This window comes from Planococcus rifietoensis, assembly GCF_001465795.2.
In the GTDB taxonomy this organism is placed as follows: domain Bacteria; phylum Bacillota; class Bacilli; order Bacillales_A; family Planococcaceae; genus Planococcus; species Planococcus rifietoensis.
The window spans coordinates 1,498,799-1,516,091 of the sequence record NZ_CP013659.2 but is presented as its reverse complement, the minus strand read 5'-3'; the positions used below and the strand labels follow the sequence as shown (position 1 = coordinate 1,516,091).

Annotated in this window: 16 protein-coding genes; 12 read left to right on the top strand and 4 right to left on the bottom strand. The window is 48.4% G+C overall.

The genetic code is table 11. The features are described from left to right. Positions 1-55 precede the first annotated feature (55 nt). The 9 genes from AUC31_RS07455 (at position 56) to AUC31_RS07415 (ending at position 11,882) form a co-directional block, all read left to right on the top strand. Positions 56-1,132, top strand: coding sequence for an undecaprenyldiphospho-muramoylpentapeptide beta-N-acetylglucosaminyltransferase (locus AUC31_RS07455; protein ID WP_058380649.1), 1,077 nt, complete (start codon positions 56-58; stop codon positions 1,130-1,132). A 23-nt stretch (positions 1,133-1,155) separates the two neighbouring features. Then, positions 1,156-2,103 (top strand): diaminopimelate epimerase, encoded by a 948-nt coding sequence (dapF, locus tag AUC31_RS07450; protein WP_058380650.1) that lies wholly within the window; start codon positions 1,156-1,158, stop codon positions 2,101-2,103. Positions 2,104-2,121: 18 nt separating this feature from the next. Then, complete coding sequence (locus AUC31_RS07445; protein WP_058380651.1) at positions 2,122-3,768, top strand: diguanylate cyclase domain-containing protein; 1,647 nt, start codon at positions 2,122-2,124, stop codon at positions 3,766-3,768. Positions 3,769-4,012: 244 nt separating this feature from the next. Next, on the top strand, positions 4,013-6,841 hold the full coding sequence (locus AUC31_RS07440) for a 2-oxoglutarate dehydrogenase E1 component (RefSeq protein WP_058380652.1): 2,829 nt from the start codon (positions 4,013-4,015) through the stop codon (positions 6,839-6,841). A gap of 24 nt (positions 6,842-6,865) precedes the next feature. Beyond that, the gene (gene odhB / locus AUC31_RS07435) at positions 6,866-8,152 is read left to right on the top strand and encodes a 2-oxoglutarate dehydrogenase complex dihydrolipoyllysine-residue succinyltransferase (RefSeq protein ID WP_058380653.1); all 1,287 of its coding nucleotides are present in this window, start codon (positions 6,866-6,868) and stop codon (positions 8,150-8,152) included. Between the two features lie 77 nt (positions 8,153-8,229). Next, positions 8,230-8,829 carry a DedA family protein gene (locus tag AUC31_RS07430; protein ID WP_058380654.1) on the top strand — a complete coding sequence of 200 codons (600 nt, stop codon included), beginning with the start codon at positions 8,230-8,232 and terminating at the stop codon, positions 8,827-8,829. Between the two features lie 76 nt (positions 8,830-8,905). Continuing rightward, positions 8,906-9,103: a DUF6501 family protein gene (locus AUC31_RS07425; protein ID WP_058380655.1), complete on the top strand. Its 198-nt coding sequence runs from the start codon at positions 8,906-8,908 to the stop codon at positions 9,101-9,103. A 55-nt stretch (positions 9,104-9,158) separates the two neighbouring features. Beyond that, positions 9,159-10,016 (top strand): ATP-binding protein, encoded by an 858-nt coding sequence (locus tag AUC31_RS07420; RefSeq protein WP_058380656.1) that lies wholly within the window; start codon positions 9,159-9,161, stop codon positions 10,014-10,016. Between the two features lie 9 nt (positions 10,017-10,025). Beyond that, the gene (locus AUC31_RS07415) at positions 10,026-11,882 is read left to right on the top strand and encodes a vWA domain-containing protein (RefSeq protein ID WP_058380657.1); all 1,857 of its coding nucleotides are present in this window, start codon (positions 10,026-10,028) and stop codon (positions 11,880-11,882) included. A 47-nt stretch (positions 11,883-11,929) separates the two neighbouring features. Here the strand turns inward: AUC31_RS07415 and AUC31_RS07410 are convergent, their stop codons facing one another. Then, positions 11,930-13,099: a toxic anion resistance protein gene (locus AUC31_RS07410; protein WP_058380658.1), complete on the bottom strand. Its 1,170-nt coding sequence runs from the start codon at positions 13,097-13,099 to the stop codon at positions 11,930-11,932. Beyond that, the gene (locus tag AUC31_RS07405) at positions 13,074-13,778 is read right to left on the bottom strand and encodes a 5-bromo-4-chloroindolyl phosphate hydrolysis family protein (RefSeq protein WP_058380659.1); all 705 of its coding nucleotides are present in this window, start codon (positions 13,776-13,778) and stop codon (positions 13,074-13,076) included. Before AUC31_RS07405 ends, AUC31_RS07410 begins: the two co-directional genes overlap by 26 nt. A gap of 415 nt (positions 13,779-14,193) precedes the next feature. On the opposite strand from AUC31_RS07405, the gene AUC31_RS07400 reads away from it, so the two are divergent. From AUC31_RS07400 to AUC31_RS07390, 3 genes are all read left to right on the top strand, one after another. Further along, positions 14,194-14,394, top strand: coding sequence for a cold-shock protein (locus AUC31_RS07400; RefSeq protein WP_033541967.1), 201 nt, complete (start codon positions 14,194-14,196; stop codon positions 14,392-14,394). Positions 14,395-14,532: 138 nt separating this feature from the next. After that, positions 14,533-14,739 (top strand): cold-shock protein, encoded by a 207-nt coding sequence (locus AUC31_RS07395; protein ID WP_058380660.1) that lies wholly within the window; start codon positions 14,533-14,535, stop codon positions 14,737-14,739. 24 nt (positions 14,740-14,763) lie between these two features. After that, positions 14,764-15,240, top strand: coding sequence for a YkvA family protein (locus AUC31_RS07390; protein WP_058380661.1), 477 nt, complete (start codon positions 14,764-14,766; stop codon positions 15,238-15,240). Positions 15,241-15,302: 62 nt separating this feature from the next. Here AUC31_RS07390 and AUC31_RS07385 read toward each other — a convergent pair whose 3' ends face one another. Then, entirely contained in the window at positions 15,303-16,910 is a 1,608-nt protein-coding gene (locus AUC31_RS07385) for an ABC-F family ATP-binding cassette domain-containing protein (protein ID WP_058380662.1), read from the bottom strand. 106 nt (positions 16,911-17,016) lie between these two features. Further along, on the bottom strand, positions 17,017-17,250 hold the full coding sequence (locus AUC31_RS07380; protein ID WP_058380663.1) for a hypothetical protein: 234 nt from the start codon (positions 17,248-17,250) through the stop codon (positions 17,017-17,019). Positions 17,251-17,293: the final 43 nt, after the last annotated feature.

The following is a 17,293-nucleotide window of genomic DNA, read 5'->3' as shown; positions in this document are numbered from 1 at the left end:
AACCGTGCAAAGTGATGAAGACACATATGCGCATAGTAGGAGAGTCGGACAACAGATGGAAAACAAGACAATCATTTTAACGGGCGGCGGAACAGCCGGCCATGTTTCATTAAATCAGGCAATCATTCCGGAACTGGAAAAACTCGGGTTCCGCGTTGAATACATCGGCTCCAAAGAAGGAATCGAAAACGAATTGATCCGCGATTCGTATCCGGAGATCACCTATCACGCCATTTCAAGCGGCAAACTGCGCCGTTATTTCTCCATGAAGAACTTCACGGATCCGTTCCGTGTCGGGGCAGGATTAACGCAAGCCTTGAACATCATCCGCAAAGTGAAGCCGGTCGCAATCTTTTCAAAAGGCGGTTTCGTCTCGGTGCCGGTCGCGATGGCGGGGCGTCTCGCGGGCGTGCCTGTCATCATCCACGAATCCGATGTCACGCCGGGCCTTGCGAACAAACTGGCGATTCCCTTTGCGGACCATATCTTTACGGTCTTCAAGGAAACGATGAGCCACGTGCCAAAAGAGAAATCGACTTGCACGGGCTCGGTCATTCGCAGCGAATTGCTCGATGGCTCAGCCGCGAGCGGCAGGGAATTATGCCATTTCGACAATACCCATAAAGTATTGATGATTATGGGGGGAAGCCAAGGGTCTGCACTCATCAATGATGCGGTGCGCGAAAACCTGGATACATTGACCAAGCAATTCAACATCATCCATTTATGCGGAAAAGGCAATATCGATGAACGCCTTGAAGGCCACGAACAGTATTGCCAGTTTGAATACGTGACGCATGAATTGTCGCATCTTTTGCATTTGACGGACCTGGTCGTCTCCCGGGCAGGATCGAATTCGATCTTTGAATTTTTGGCATTGAAAAAGCCGATGCTGCTCATTCCTTTATCGAAGCAAAAAAGCCGCGGGGACCAGATCTTAAATGCTAATTTGTTCGAAGCGCAAGGCTTTGCCCATGTACTTGAGGAAGAACAAGTGAATGCTAAGAGCTTCATGGCGGCAATTGAGCGCCTGGTAGCTGAAGAAGAGCAATTGATCCAAGCAATGACAGAAGCAGAGCCGCCGAAAACCGCTTATGAAATGGCGAAATTGGTAGCTGCCCACGCAAAATAAACTCGAGCTGAAGAGGTGTCGTTATGGAATTACTGAAAGTACATGGTTCAATGAATACATTTTTTCTCTATGAAGGAAACGACCGCGAGGATTTCCCTCAATTAACGAAGCAACTGGCAGCACTTGATGAGCAAATCGACGGCCTCTTGACGGTCTCGCCATCCACGCACGCTGATGCAAAAATGCGCGTTTTCAATACGGACGGCTCTGAAGCTTCCATGTGCGGCAACGGTTTGCGCTGTGTGGCGCGCTTTGTTTGCGAGCGGGAAGGCGTTGACCAGGCAGTGATCGAGACGATGAAAGCAGATTTGGCAGTGCAGAAAGAACCGGAGATTGATGCGGGCGTGAACATGTACGGCGTAGAAATTTCGCCGGTGTCTTTCCAGCTTGCCGATTTGCCGATGACGCTCGAAGAACATACAGAATGGCGCCAGCAAGCGCTGCCTTTTATGGATGTTGATATTCCATTTACGGCCGTTGCCGTGCCAAACCCTCATTTGATCGGGATCGTCAGCAAGGAATTACAGAAAGACCCATCCCATCAGGAGAAATGGGCCGCCTATTTTAACGGTGATAACCCTTATTTCTCGGATGGTGTCAATTTAAGTTATGTGACGCCATTGAAAGAAGGGATTTTTGTCCGCACCTATGAAAGAGGCGTTGGCTTTACGGACGCTTGCGGTACGGCCATGACGGCATCGGCTTTGGTCAGCTGTCTTGCCGGACTTGTGCCATTCGGGGACGTTTCCGTCTTTAACCCAGGTGGTATGGTTAATTGTTCGGTAAAATCCGAGGACGGCCATTATCAATTGAAATTGAGCGGCAATGCAACCTATGTAGCTGTATATCGCTTCCAAGCCGGTGACTCTTTGGCAGATGGTGCGCTGGAACTGGTAAAACAATCGGATGAGCAGCCGGCTTATGAAAAATTCATTGAGAAAATCAGCAGTGCGACAGCAGAGCTGAGATAACAGAAAGCGGTGGATTCGATGTCGGGACCTTTTACGAAAGAGCAAATGGATATGCTATACGGGAAAGCGGCCGACCCGGTCTATTTCATGCAACAGCAGGGCAACGGCTTTGTTTACGCTTGGGTCAATCCGGTTTGCCGTGAGATTTTCGGGGTCGATTTGACGGGGCGCAGCGTAGAAGAAAGCATGCCCCGGGAATTGGCGCTTGAAATCCACAAGCAATACCGGATTGCGATCAAGCGCAATGAACGCCATCTGTACAGGGACTATAGCTTGTTCTCAGACCGGGGAACCGCGATGGAAACCGAGCTGACCCCATTTAAGCATGAGGGTGTGCAATACGTGCTGGCTATCACGAGAGATGTGACTGAACAAAAGAAAATCGAAGAGGATTATCTGTTCTATCAATCGCTCGTCCAGAATTCAGTCGACCCGATGTTGATGATCTCAGCCGATTTTACGATCCTTGATATGAACCCGGCTTACGAAAAGACCTTCGGCGTGCACCGAAAGGAATGGCTCGGCCGTAATTACGACGACATCCCGCAGGACAAGCAGAAATTTTTCGAAATGGGCAAGCTTCTGCTTGAAAACAGCACAAGCACCCATAAAGCGAGTTCGATTTTTTTAAGCCGGATCAAAAGTGACGGGCGCGAGGCAAAGTTTTCGGCCAGTTATTCATTGATCAAGGAAAACGGGATCATCCGTGCTTTTCATGTCGTGTTCCGTGAGTTAACGAATGAATTATTATTGAAGCATGAACTGAAACGGACGGAGAATATTCTGGAAAGCTACAAAGATGCACTGAATTACGCAGCGCTCGTACTCATTTGGGATATCTCCGGTATGATTGAATTTGCCAATGAAAATTTCAAGAAGTTGACGGGCTTTGACAGCAGTGAATTGACTGGGATGAATATCCAGTCGATCGGCCAAGCCATCATGTCCGGCCAGCAGCTCGCCCATCTCCAGTCCGTCCTGAAAAAAGGCGAGATCTGGCGCGGGCAAGTGCGCAGCTTGAAGAAGAATGGCCAGCCGTTCTGGGTGGACGCTACGATCATTCCGCTGTTTGATGTTGAAGGGCGCATCTATCAAATGCTGTCTATCTTATTCGACATCACTGACCGCAAGGAAATGGAAGAGCAATTGCATCATATGGCGTATCACGACCCGTTGACGAATTTGCCGAACCGCCGGATGATGGTCAAGCATTTCCGTGAAATGGAAGCCAAGAGCAACCGGACGGGAGACCAAGTCGCTGTTTTGTACATAGATGGCGATAATTTCAAGGAAATCAACGACCTGCACGGCCACGAAATTGGCGACGAATTCATCCACCAATTCGCCCGCGCGCTTGAGCGCAGTATCCGAAAACACGATGTGGCGGCGCGTATCGGCGGAGATGAATTCCTCATCCTGCTGCCTGGCATCTCCGCAATCAATAGCCGCAAACAGATTGAGAACATCATCTCCCGCATCCAGCAAACCTTAAAAGACGGATGGGTCATTAATGGCCGGCAATTCTCGCCGACGTGCTCTATTGGCAGCGCCTTGTATCCGGAAGACGGAAGCGAATTCGAGGAGCTGATCCAAAAAGCCGATCATGCGCTCTATGAGGCGAAGAAAAAAGGCGGCGGCATCGTTTGTTTTCACGGTGAAGCATAAGTTTCTTCCATTAAAATACGGGAATTCTGCTGCCTTATGTGCATGTAAGCGCTTCAATGCGCTTTAGCCGAATCTTTTCAATCAAAAGCATTGTTTTTTTCAGTGGAAGTAGTAAGATTGATATGGAAATTCGTTCAGTACCGCTACAGCCCTGCAGCTTTAAGTCAGGCGAGGGGCGTGCTAAAATAGGAAAGACCTATAAATAAAAGTGAATGCCATAAGGCAAATAGTTGGAGGTTATTCAATGTCTACCAATCAACCGGACACAAAATCCCCATGGAATTCCATAACCGGCCCGAACTTAGGCTACGTAATGGAGATGTACGACCTTTACCAGGAATCCCCTGAATTGATCGATCCTGAGTTTGCAGAGCTATTCAAACAATACGGCCCGCCTGCAGAGCAGCCTGCTGTACAGACAGGCGATGCTAGTGTCGCTTCAGCCGGTGTGGCAGTCGAACCCAACCGTTTTGAAAAAGTGCTCGCAGCGGTTAATTTGGCGGAAGCGATCCGTGCACACGGCCATCTGGCTTCAGATATCTATCCATTGGAAGACCAGCCGCGGGATACAGAAAGACTGGAAATTTCAAAATACGGCTTGACTGAAGCCGATTTGAAAGATGTCCCAGTATCCTTAATCCTGGAAAACGCTCCAGCCGAAGTGAAAAACGGCCTGGATGCAATCAATTACCTGAAATCGCTTTACACGGACAAAATCGCTTACGAATTCGCGCATGTTATCCAACCGCAGGAACGCAGCTGGATACAGTCGAAAATCGAAGCGGGCGATATGAAGCCGAAACTCGATGCCGACAAGAAAAAACAGGTATTGGATCTTTTGACGCGCGTTGAAGGATTTGAGAAGTTCGTCCACCGTACATTCGTCGGGCAAAAACGCTTTTCTATCGAAGGCGTCGATTCGCTTGTCGTCTTGATGGATGAACTGGTCCGCATGTCTGAATCTGCTGGCACTGAAAACATCATGATCGGCATGGCCCACCGTGGGCGTTTGAATGTCTTGACGCACATCCTCCATAAACCGTATGAAATGATGTTCGCAGGATTCGCCCATGTCGGTGATGAAGCGTTCCTTCCGGAAGACGGATCGCTCGAGATCACTAAAGGCTGGTTCGGCGATGTGAAGTATCATATGGGTGCTGCACACAGTTCGAAAGCAGGAACGAAAATCAAGCTTGCCTATAACCCATCCCATCTGGAAGTCGTAAGCCCGATCGTCACGGGGCAAACACGCGCTGCACAGGAAATGACTTCCAAGAGCGGCTTGGCATCACATGAGCCGAATAAAGCCTATTCAATCCTTGTACACGGCGACGCAGCATTCCCGGGTCAAGGCATCGTGACCGAGACATTGAACTTTAGCCGCATTAAAGGCTATCAGACTGGCGGATCGATTCATATCATCGCCAATAACCTGATCGGCTTTACGACGGAACAGCACGATTCCCGCTCCACGCATTATTCATCCGACCCGGCAAAAGGCTTTGAAGTTCCAGTATTGCACGTCAATGCAGACGATCCGGAAGCTGTTGTAGCCGTTGCACGCTTAGCGTTTGAATACCGCGAGAAATTCGGCAAAGACATTTTGATCGACTTGATCGGCTACCGCCGTTACGGCCACAATGAAATGGATGAGCCGTTAGTGACGAACCCGATGATGTATCACGGCGTTCATCAGCACGATACGGTCCGTGAATTGTACGGAAAACAATTGGCTTCTGAAAGCGTACTTTCAGAAGATGAAGTCAAAAAGCTTGATGCAGACATCCAAAAAGTGATGCAAGAAGCTTATGACAAAGTAAAAGAAAACAAATCCGACGATCATCCGAAGTTAGAGATGCCGGAAGCTGTTTTGAACGGCTTCCCAGAAATCGAGACGGGCGTTGGCAAAGATATCCTTGAGAAGATGAACAATGAATTATTGTCATGGCCGCAAGACTTTTCCGCATTCGGCAAATTGGCGCGCATCCTGAAACGCCGCGAAGAGCCATTCAAAGGAAAAGGCAAAATCGATTGGGCCCATGCAGAAACTTTGGCTTTCGGTGCCATTTTACAAGAAGGCAACCCGATCCGCCTGACAGGGCAAGATGCACAGCGCGGGACATTCGCACACCGCCATCTTGTGCTGCATGATGAGAAGAACGGCAACGAACTTGTTCCGCTTCACCACATTTCCGACTCGAAAGCATCATTCGTCGTCTACAACAGCCCGCTAAGTGAAGCTTCCATTCTTGGCTTCGAATACGGCTATAACGTAGAGAACGACAAAGCTTTAGTCATTTGGGAAGCTCAATATGGAGATTTCGCCAATATGGCACAAGTCATGTTCGACCAATTCATTTCGTCCGGCCGCGCAAAATGGGGCCAAAAATCCGGCCTGGTCATGCTGCTTCCGCACGGCTATGAAGGACAAGGTCCGGAACACTCCAGTGCACGTCTTGAGCGTTATTTGCAGATGGCTGGAGAAAACAACTGGACAGTCGCTAACCTATCCAGCGCAGCAAACTATTTCCACATTCTCCGCCGCCAGGCGAAAATGCTTGGGGAAGAAGCGATCCGCCCATTGATCATCGTGTCGCCGAAGTCACTTCTAAGACACCCGCTTGTTGGGGCTGAAGTCGACCAGTTGGCACAAGGCAAGTTCGAGACAGTGATCGAACAGCCGGGCATGGGGCAGGATGCGAAGAAAGTGAAACGCTTGCTATTCGCTAGTGGTAAGATGGCCATCGATTTGGCAGAACGCGTCAAAGACGGAAAAGGCTACGAGTGGGCGCATATTGTCCGCGTTGAGCAGTTGTATCCATTCCCGGCCGAAAAAATCAAAGCGATTGTCGACCGCTACCCGAATGCCAAGGAATTGGCTTGGGTCCAGGAAGAGCCGCAAAATATGGGATCTTGGTCATTTGCCGACCCTTACTTGCGTGAACTCGCAGATGGCAAAGAAGTGAAATACTACGGACGCATGAAGCGCCAGAGCCCTGCAGAAGGCGACGGCGAGTCACATAAAGTCGAACAGGCACGCATCATCGATGAAGCTCTAGCTAAATCGAAATGATGAACTTTTAAGGAGGAATTAATTGTGGCAGAGATCAAAGTACCGGAATTAGCAGAATCGATTACAGAAGGAACAATCGCACAGTGGCTGAAACAGCCGGGCGATACAGTAGAAAAAGGGGAATTCATCGTTGAACTTGAAACAGACAAAGTCAACGTTGAAGTCATCTCTGAAGAAGCGGGCGTCGTTCAGGAATTGCTCGCTGAAGAAGGCGATACAGTTGAAGTCGGCCAAGTAATCGCAACAGTCGGAGAAGGTTCCGGCGAAGCGGCAGCTTCAGCACCGAAAGAAGAAGCTAAAAAAGAAGAAGCACCAAAAGAAGATCTTGCGAAAGAAGAAGCGAAGCAAGAAGCTCCTGCAGACCAGGAAGCTGCGCCTACAGAAGAAGAAAGCACTTCTTCCGACCGCACAATCGCAAGCCCAGCAGCACGTAAATTGGCTCGTGAAAAAGGCATCGACCTCGCTTCTATCACGCCAGTAGACCCAATGGGCCGCGTACGCGTCCAAGACGTTGAAGCACACGGTTCGAAACCGGCAGCGGCTCCAGCTCCAGCTAAACAGGAAGCACCGAAAGCTTCCGCATCTGCAGCGCCTTCTTCTGATGAAGAAAGCGGCCGCGTAGTCCGTCAAAAAATGACAAGACGCCGCCAGACCATTGCCAAGCGTTTGCTCGAAGTGAAGCAATCGACTGCCATGCTGACGACGTTCAATGAAATCGACATGACCAATGTAATGGAACTGCGCAAGCGCAAGAAAGACAAATTCCAGCAAGACCACGATGTTAAGCTTGGATTCATGTCGTTCTTCACTAAAGCAGTAACTGCTGCATTGAAAAAATATCCATATGTTAACGCTGAAATCGATGGCACGGATGTGCTCTTGAAGCAGTTCTATGATGTAGGGATCGCTGTATCGACTGAAGAAGGCCTTGTAGTGCCGATCGTTCGCGATACGGATAAAAAGAACTTTGCAGAAATCGAAGCGTCTATCGGCGAATTGGCAACAAAAGCACGCGACAAGAAATTGTCGATCGGCGATATGACCGGCGGATCGTTCACGATCACAAACGGCGGCGTCTTCGGTTCGCTCTTGTCTACACCGATCTTGAACGGTACGCAAGTCGGGATCCTCGGCATGCACACGATCCAGAAGCGCCCGATCGCAGTGGGCGACAATGTTGAAATCCGTCCAATGATGTACGTAGCACTATCGTATGACCACCGTGTCATCGATGGCAGCGATTCTGTCGGCTTCTTGAAAACAGTGAAAGAATTGATCGAGAACCCAGAAGACCTATTGCTTGAATCTTAAGACCACACCATTAGGCAGCTCCATTGCGGGGCTGCCTTTTGTTATGGGATAATGTGGCATAGAGACGGGGGATTTGGATGGAGCTGGATTTTTTATGGGAAATGGCGATGGAATACGGATACTTGAGCATGTTCTTGGTCAATTGGCTTTTGCTGTTTGGCTTGCCGATTCCGAATGAATTCGCGGCTGCGTTTTCAGGTGTGGTGACGGAAACGAGCGACTTCAAGCCGCTTCCGGCCTTTTTATCAGCATACAGTGGGCTGATCACGAGCAATTTATTTGCTTACGGGCTCGGTTGGCTGTTCGGGCATCGCTTGATCGCTTGGCTGCAGACGACATTTCTGCAGAGCGGCATCGAACGATTCCGGCAATTTTTGGCCCATAAAGGCAATTGGGCGATTGCCTTTAGTTTTTTCCTTCCAGGCGTGCGCTGGGCGATGCCTTATGTTGTAGGGGCGGATCGCTTTCCGCTTGGCCGTTATTTACTGTTCGCGATGCCTGCCGGATTTGTTTGGACCATCACGTATTTCACATTAGGCCGTAGTTTTCCATATGCTTATGAAGCGATTCTCGGGCATTTGCAATGGTTTTTAATCGCTTTATCGAGTATCGCGGTCCTCGGTTTGGTGGCGTATCTAACCATCTTCCGAAAAGGCGGCAAGGGAGGGCAAGTTTGAATTCCCGTGCAATTTTCCTTATACTGAATAGAGCAGTAGAACATCACATTCACATTGACAGAAAAGGATGATACCGATGATACATACCAATTGGCTCGAAAAAGAAACCGTCCGCACCGTTACGTGCAAGCATACCGACGCTGACAAATTTTTAGTATCGAACGTGCTGACAGCAGGACAACAATATGACGTGAAAAACGAAACTGATGAATTTTTGTTTGTCGTCGACAACACGGGTAAAGTCGGCGGCTATTACAAAACTTATTTCGAGTGATGAACAAAAACCGATGAATCCATCGGTTTTTTCTATGGAGACAGGAGTGGAGCAGATGACGATTATTGATGAAGAAATCAAGAAACGGACGCAGCGGGACCATGCAGAAGATTCAAATCTGATCGGAGAAGGCGGCTATATTTCGCCTGATGAAAATTTATGGAATGATATCCTGACAGCTGTCGTGCTAAAGAAGCCGGTGCTATTGAAAGGGCCGACGGGAGCAGGCAAAACGAAACTCGCCGAAAGCGTTTCCGACCTGTTCCAACAGCCGATCCAGAGCATCAACTGTTCCGTCGACTTGGATGCAGAAGCGCTGCTTGGCTTTAAGACATTGGTGCAGCGTGATGGCCAAAGCGCGATCGAGTTTGTTGAAGGCCCTGTCGTAACCGCCATGAAACATGGCCATATCCTTTACATCGATGAAATCAATATGGCGAAAGCCGAAACCTTACCGATCCTTCACAGTGCGCTTGATTATCGGCGGATGCTGACCAATCCGTTTACCGGCGAAGTGATCCAAGCGCATCCTGACTTTTCGGTAATGGCTGCCATCAATGAAGGGTATATTGGGACATCGCCGATGAATGAAGCGCTAAAAAATCGTTTCATTTCCTATCCGATTCCTTATTTGTCCGGCGAGCAGCTACGGGGGCTATGGGACAGACAATTCCCGGATGCTGACCCGAAGCTGAAAACTTTCATGTTAAACTTGGCAGCGGATTTGATGAAGCAAGTGGAGAGCGGCCTAATGTCAGAAGAAGCCGCTTCAATCCGAAGCTTGTTGGATGCCACCGCGCTCGCGATGCATATCGATACGCTGCGCGCGGTCCGCTACGCCATCGCCGAAAAACTGGACGATGAAAGTGAACGGAATTTATTGATGGATTTGGCGAATACTTGGCGAAAGTAGGGATGCAGGATGACTTCAATCAATCGCTTTATCCAATTCAATAATGAAACGGTTGATACGAGGCTCCTCAACCGGATGGAACAGCTTGCGAGAGCGTTGTCATCCGCACCTTACCTGCGGTTGTCGACACGGAAATTGTGGGAATTCCGGCCATCTGAAGGCGCTGTCTCGATGAGTGTGTTCTGGCGCCATCGGCCAAAGGAAATCGAGCAGGCGGGGTATCTTTCAGATATTTATTTGATAAGCGCTGGATTTTGGCGCCATTTTAGCCTGCGCTCATGGCGCCGTTTTGAACAGGTGGAGACTCATTTACCAGAACTTGCCGCTCAATTGCTGTTGATGGCGGAAGAATTCCGCTTGAGTGACCGTATCACAGCGGAACGCCCGGGGACGAAGCACGCATTTGAAGTGAGGGAGAAAATCGTCACTGGTTTCCATTCCGACCAACTGGAACAGAACCGAAAAAAAGGATTTTGGGCCGACGCTTTCCTTAATGCAGCTTATTTGAAGCTGCGCGGCAAAGATGTTTCGTTAAATGACGAGCTGGATCCTTTATTTTTGGCATGGACGGAATTATTCAGTGCCGATTCGACTGCCGATTCTGCACGGACCATCCAGAAGATTCTGCCGCAACTGGAATATTTGCTGAACTCAGATGCCCTCCACACATATTATACTTTCGGCGAACCGGCTGAGAAGATGCCTCCGCCAAGATACCACGAAGGCATTGAGGCAGAGCAGTCAGAAGAGGAAGAGGAGATCGACACGATTGAAGAATGGTTCCAATCCTGGCACCGGGAAACCGAGTTGAATGATGCCGCAGCCCTTGAGTATGAACTCGAGCGCGGCGATTCAAAGCTTGCCGATGGGGGCAGGGAAGAAGAGGGCGCGGGGGAAGTTGAACAAACCGGAACGGGTGAGTCGCAAGGCGAACACCGTGAAGACAACCTTGCTGATGAACAGAGGAAAGACGAAAAGAAACCGAAAAAAGCAAGCGGCCGTTTCGGATCAGCGAATGATGGCGTCGTCTATTATGAATCACGCATCGAGGCTTTGCCTTTTGACCGCCAGCAGTTGCAGCAATGGCGCAGCGAACAAGCGCCATATGTGCGTGCATTGCTGAAGGAAATGCAAAAGCGCATGCAACAGCGTATCGAAAGCGAACGAACGAATTTGCATGCCGGCCGCCTGTCAAAAAACTTATTGCCGCTTGTCACTGACGAACGGCCAAAGCCTTTTTACCGGAAGACCGCCCCTTCAAAACAATTGGATGCAGTCTTCAGCTTGATGATTGACGGTTCCGCTTCGATGGTCGACAAGCTCGACGAGACGAAGCAGGCGGTGTTATTATTCCACGATGTGCTCAGGTCGCTCAAGATCCCACATGAAATCGCGGTATTTTATGAAGATGCTTATGAAGCGGGTGATGACAAACAGCCCAATTATTTTGAATGGCTGCATAAATTTACCGACGGCATGACCGATCATGCGGCTGAGATTCTTTCGCTCGATGCCCATGAAGACAACCGCGACGGCTTTGCGATTCGCTGGATGGCCGGGCGCCTGAAACAGCGTCCGGAAAAACACCGCTTCATGCTGGTCTTTTCGGACGGCGAGCCGTCTGCTTATAATTATGCTGACAACGGCATTATCGATACGGCACAAGCCGTTTCGGAAACCGAGAAGATGGGCATCGAAGTGATGCATCTGTTCTTGAGCGGTGAATCGACGAGCGAAGAACAAGCTGCATTTTACCGGATGCTCTATGGCAATAAATCGGTCAGCGCTGATTCACTGGAGCAATTTGTCGAGCAGACGCTGCGCTTATTGAAACGCACCTTGCATTTGGTTGTGCAGGCATTATAATGAACAATCTAAAAACCCCTTCGCAAAAAATGCGAAAGGGTTTTTTATCAGTTCTTTTCCTGGCCATCGTGAATGGCAAGCAGGCGTTGCTTCAAGTCTTCTTCCATGCGGCCTATTTCAAGCTCTGCCGCTTTGCGGTTGCGGCGGCCTTCTGCTTGGATCTTCAATGTTTCTTCAATCGTTTCAAGCAAATTCTCCTGGGTCTGCTTCAAGGTCTCGATTTCGACGATGCCGCGCTCGTTTTCACGTGCGGTTTCGATCGAGTTCATCTTGAGCATTTCCGAGTTTTTCAATAACAGGTCGTTTGTGGTGGCGGTCACTTGTTTTTGCGCTTCGACCGCTTTCATCTGCTTGTTCAAGGTCAATGCGATGGCGATCTGGTTTTTCCATAGCGGAATGGATGTCATGATCGATGATTGGATTTTTTCTGCAAGCGTTTGGTTGGTCTGTTGGATCATGCGGATCTGAGGCGCGCTTTGGATGGTGATTTGGCGCGACAATTGCAAGTCATACAGGCGTTTTTCCAAGCGGTCGACATACTGGACCATATCGTTCACTTCCTGATAGGCCATCTGGTCGTTGGATGCTTCGGCTTTCTTGCGCAGTGCCGGAATCGTTTCGTTCATGATCTCGTCCCGTTTGATTTCCGCTGCTGCGATATAGACGTTCAACGCTTGGAAATAAGTCTTGTTCTGGTCATATAATTGCTCGAGCATCTGCACATCTTCCAGCAAGCCGCGTTTTGAATGGTCAAGTTGGACGCTAATGCGGTCGACTTGCGTGCTTAACTTCTGGTATTTGCTCATCATTTCCTGGACGGAGTACTTCGCGCGGTTGAACACTTTGCGCAGCCCTTTTTGCTTTTTCTGCGTCAGTTCTTCCGGGTTCAACTGTTCGAGCTTTTTCATGAGGTCGTGGAGCACATCCCCGACAGGACCGATATCTTTCCGCTGGACGTGGTCGAGCATTTTATGCGAAAACTGGCTCAGTTGATTTTGGGCATTGGCGCCGTATGTGAGGATCGCTTCACGGTTGCCGGTCGGGATTTGCTTGGCCAATTCACGTGCTTTTTCCTGTTCTTCGGCACTCAGTCGGTCGAGCAGCGCGACAGGCTGTCCTTCCGTTTGCGCCAATTGCGTTTGCGGAGATGCTTCCTGCATGCCAAAAGGGGTCCCGAGAAGCTCATCCAACTCATTTCTCGTCTGATTGTTGGTCATTTTCCATGTCTCCTTTATGTTCGATTTGCTGTTGCTGATCGATCGTTCTCGTATTGTGCTGGTCGACAGCGAGCCGCGCATAATCGAGTTCCATGCGCAATTGCTCCACGTCCGTCGACAACACGCGTTTCAAGTCGGCTTCCATCACTTGCTGCAGTGAACGAAGCATTTCACGCGTTTCCTGGAGCGCAATGCGCATCTCCATGTCTTTGACGGGCTGTCCGACCAATAATGTATATTTGCCGGTCAATTCGATGGCAGAATCCAGATGCGAATAGAAGAACGGTTCTGCCAAGTAGAATTTGCGCGGGTTTTGCTGGACGATCATTAATATTCTATTAGCGATTTTAACCATATCCATCAATTGCTTGAAAGAGGAGATGGAGCGTACTTTATAGTATTGGCTTTGCAAGGTTTTGATTTTTTCTTTGCCTTCCTTGATTTGTACGCGGATATTCCGGTACTCGCTTCTGGTCATGCCGAGCTGTTTGGAATCGCTCGACAGCTGGTATTGCTTCATCGACGTATTGCTGGCAAAATAAGTGCCAGCTGCTACGGCACCGGAAGCAAGCAGCCCGATTTCCGCTCCTAAATAGAGAATCGGGAACATGGCGGACATAAGAGGGAGGCTGACCGATTGTCGTTTAATGAAGTTTTCGATCGGCTTAATGGGTTTCATGCTTTAACCTCCTTAACGGCTACTAAACTATACGTGCGGCGCAGGAAAAAGTTTCATCGCGCGCGTCTCTATCCCTTATTTTACGTGAACGGGAGATCCAATACAAACTTCCGGACCGTTAGCAGCCCTACACATTAACACTTTACAAATTCCCATTAATTTGGCATAATGCTTATAAGGATTTTTTAGAAGGCAAAAAAAATAGTTTGGAAAAGATTCAGAAAGTTTTTAGATTTGTTTGACTTTTATAGTCAATTTGATATAATTAAGGTAATTCAACATACGAACTTCCGCAACAGCTATTCACATATTCCCAAAAGTGATCAGCAAGTGTCGGTACTTTTGGGAATATGTGAATTTTTTTATGAAAGTTCGCATATTGAAAAATTTTGTTTACCACAGGAGGTAATTTAACATGCAAGAAGGTACAGTAAAATGGTTTAACTCAGAAAAAGGTTTTGGCTTCATCGAAGTTGAAGGCGGCGACGACGTATTCGTACACTTCTCAGCGATCCAAGGCGAAGGCTTTAAAACGCTTGACGAAGGACAGCGCGTAGAATTTGAAGTAGAGGAAGGCAACCGCGGACCTCAAGCTACTAACGTAACTAAACTTTAATTCTCCAATCCAAGAACTGCCGTAATGGCAGTTCTTTTTTAATGGATTTTTTCCTTTGCGGTTTCCATTGTTTAATGTTCCGTCTTAATCGGGTATATCTAAATTAGAATACCAAGAATAATGAAGGGGGATTTATCCATGCAGGGAAAAGTGAAAGAATTTAATGACGATAAAGGATTCGGCTATATCGAAGGCGATACGGGCGAGGTGTTCTACTTCGAGACGATCAACATCAATGAAGAAGGCTTCCGCCGCTTCATGCCGAACCAGCACGTTGAATTTACCATTTACGACGGGGCTCCCGATAAAGAACGGGTTGCAACGAACGTTACATTAGTCTTCTAATTGCCGGATGAAAGGGGAACGCATATGGGTAACGAATATTTAAAAAAGCCATTGCCAAGTGAAGAGAAACAACGCGATTTCTATCAAAAGCTTCGTGTCAGAGTACACAATTGGCTCGAGAGCAAATCATCGAAACTGGATTCTGCTGGCCAGTTCGTCTTATTCGCACCAGATCTTTTCCACTTATTGACCCGCTTGCTGCTAGACAGCCGCATTGATAAGAAAAGCAAAGCTTACGTTGGGGCTGGGGTGCTGTATTTCATGGCACCGATCGATTTTCTGCCGGAAATTTTAGTCGGGCCAGGCGGATTCATGGACGATGTCATCGTTGCAGTATACGTCATCAATACGGTCTTGAACCGATTCCCGAAAGAAGTCGTCACAGAGCACTGGGCTGGAGACGAAGATCTCTTGAAAGTACTTAGCAAACTGGCAAATTCCGGTGACCGTTGGGCGGCGAAGTTGCCAGCCGGAAAAGCCGTTAAACGCTTCCTGAAATAAAATCAAAGCAAAAAAAGCCCCTCAGAAATTGAATTTCTGAGGGGCTTTCCTATGCCTGGAAATTATTTAGCGATGCCTTGTGTTTCTTTCCATTCCAAGAATTCATCGTAAGTCAATTGCTTGTCGAGAATCGAGCCATCTTCTTGGATTTCGATGACGCGGTTGGCAACGGTCTGGATAAACTGATGGTCATGGGAAGTGAAGACCATGGCGCCTTTAAATGCGATCATGCCATTGTTCAAGGCTTGGATCGATTCGAGGTCCAAGTGGTTGGTCGGCTCATCCAATAGCAGCACATTGGCATGCGACAGCATCATTTTCGATAGCATGCAGCGTACTTTCTCGCCACCGGACAAAACAGACGGTTTCTTCTTCACTTCTTCGCCAGAGAACAGCATTCTGCCGAGGAAGCCGCGAAGGAAGGTCTCGCTTTCATCTTCTGGTGAATACTGGCGGAGCCAATCCACCAAGGAAGTTTCGCTGCCTTCGAAGTATTCGGTATTGTCGATCGGCAAGTAGGCGCGTGAAGTGGTGACACCCCAACGGGCAGAACCGGAAGCCGGCTCGTCTTCTTCGGCAAGTACGCGAAGGAGCGCCGATTTCGCCAATGGGTCGCCCATCAAGACAATCTTATCGTCTTTATTCATATTGAAGCTGATGTTGTTCAATAATTGATTGCCATCAACGGTTTGGCTCAAGTCTTTAACTGTCAACACATCATTGCCGATTTCGCGTCCGATGGTGAAGTTAACGAACGGGTATTTACGGGAAGACGGTCGGATATCGTCCAACTCGATTTTATCAAGCATTTTTTTCCGTGAAGTCGCCTGCTTGGATTTTGAAGCGTTGGCAGAGAAACGGGCGATAAACGCTTGGAGCTCTTTGATTTTTTCTTCTTTTTTCGCATTCTGGTCGGATGCCAGGCGTGTTGCCAATTGGCTGGATTCATACCAGAAGTCGTAGTTGCCGACATAAAGCTGGATTTTCCCGAAATCGAGGTCGGCGATATGAGTACATACTTTATTAAGGAAGTGACGGTCATGCGATACGACGATGACCGTGTTGTCAAAGTTGATCAGGAATTCTTCAAGCCATTGGATGGCTTTCAAGTCCAAGTGGTTGGTCGGCTCATCCAGAAGAAGAACATCCGGTTTGCCGAATAGAGCTTGTGCCAAAAGCACTTTAACTTTATCAGACCCGGAAAGTTCCGCCATTTTCTTGTCGTGGAGATCCTCGGAAATCCCAAGGCCCTGCAAAAGGATGGCGGCTTCAGATTCAGCTTCCCAGCCGTTCAGTTCTGCGAATTCGCCTTCAAGTTCAGCTGCACGCATGCCGTCCTCGTCAGAGAAGTCTTCTTTCATATAAATGGCATTCTTTTCAGACATGACTTCGTAGAGTTTTTTGTGGCCCATGATGACTGTCTCAAGAACTGCATATTCTTCGTACTCAAAGTGGTTTTGCTTCAATACGGCCAAACGTTCGCCAGAGCCCATATAGACATTTCCGGACTGTGCTTCAAGTTCGCCGGAAAGGATTTTGATGAACGTCGATTTACCGGCGCCGTTCGCACCGATTAAGCCGTAGCAATTGCCTGGGTTGAACTGGATGTTGACATCTTCAAATAGTTTGCGGTCGCCAAAACGCAAGGATACATCATTTACTGCTATCATTATTATTCGTCCTCCTAAAATTCACAATATGAATAGTATAACACGAATACGCCCCAAACCGGTAGCGTTCAAAGCCTGTGTCGGCTAAACTAATAAAGGATAAGTTTTAGCGGCTTTTTCTGCGGAGATAAGCATCCAATTGACCGAGTTCTTTATTCAGGAGGTACTCCATCTGTACATATTCGCGCCTGCCCGGAACATGTTCTGGCGTCAGGCCTTTCATCGAGTAAATAAAGTAATAGCCGCCAATTTGACGGAACAGCACGACAACGTGCGGAAATTCATCAAAAGTGGCTTTAATATTGTATCGTTTTGCATAGCTCCAATTTATGAGCTTCATCCAGCAACCCGCCTTTCCAGTCTTATTTTAAGGGACGGAGCGG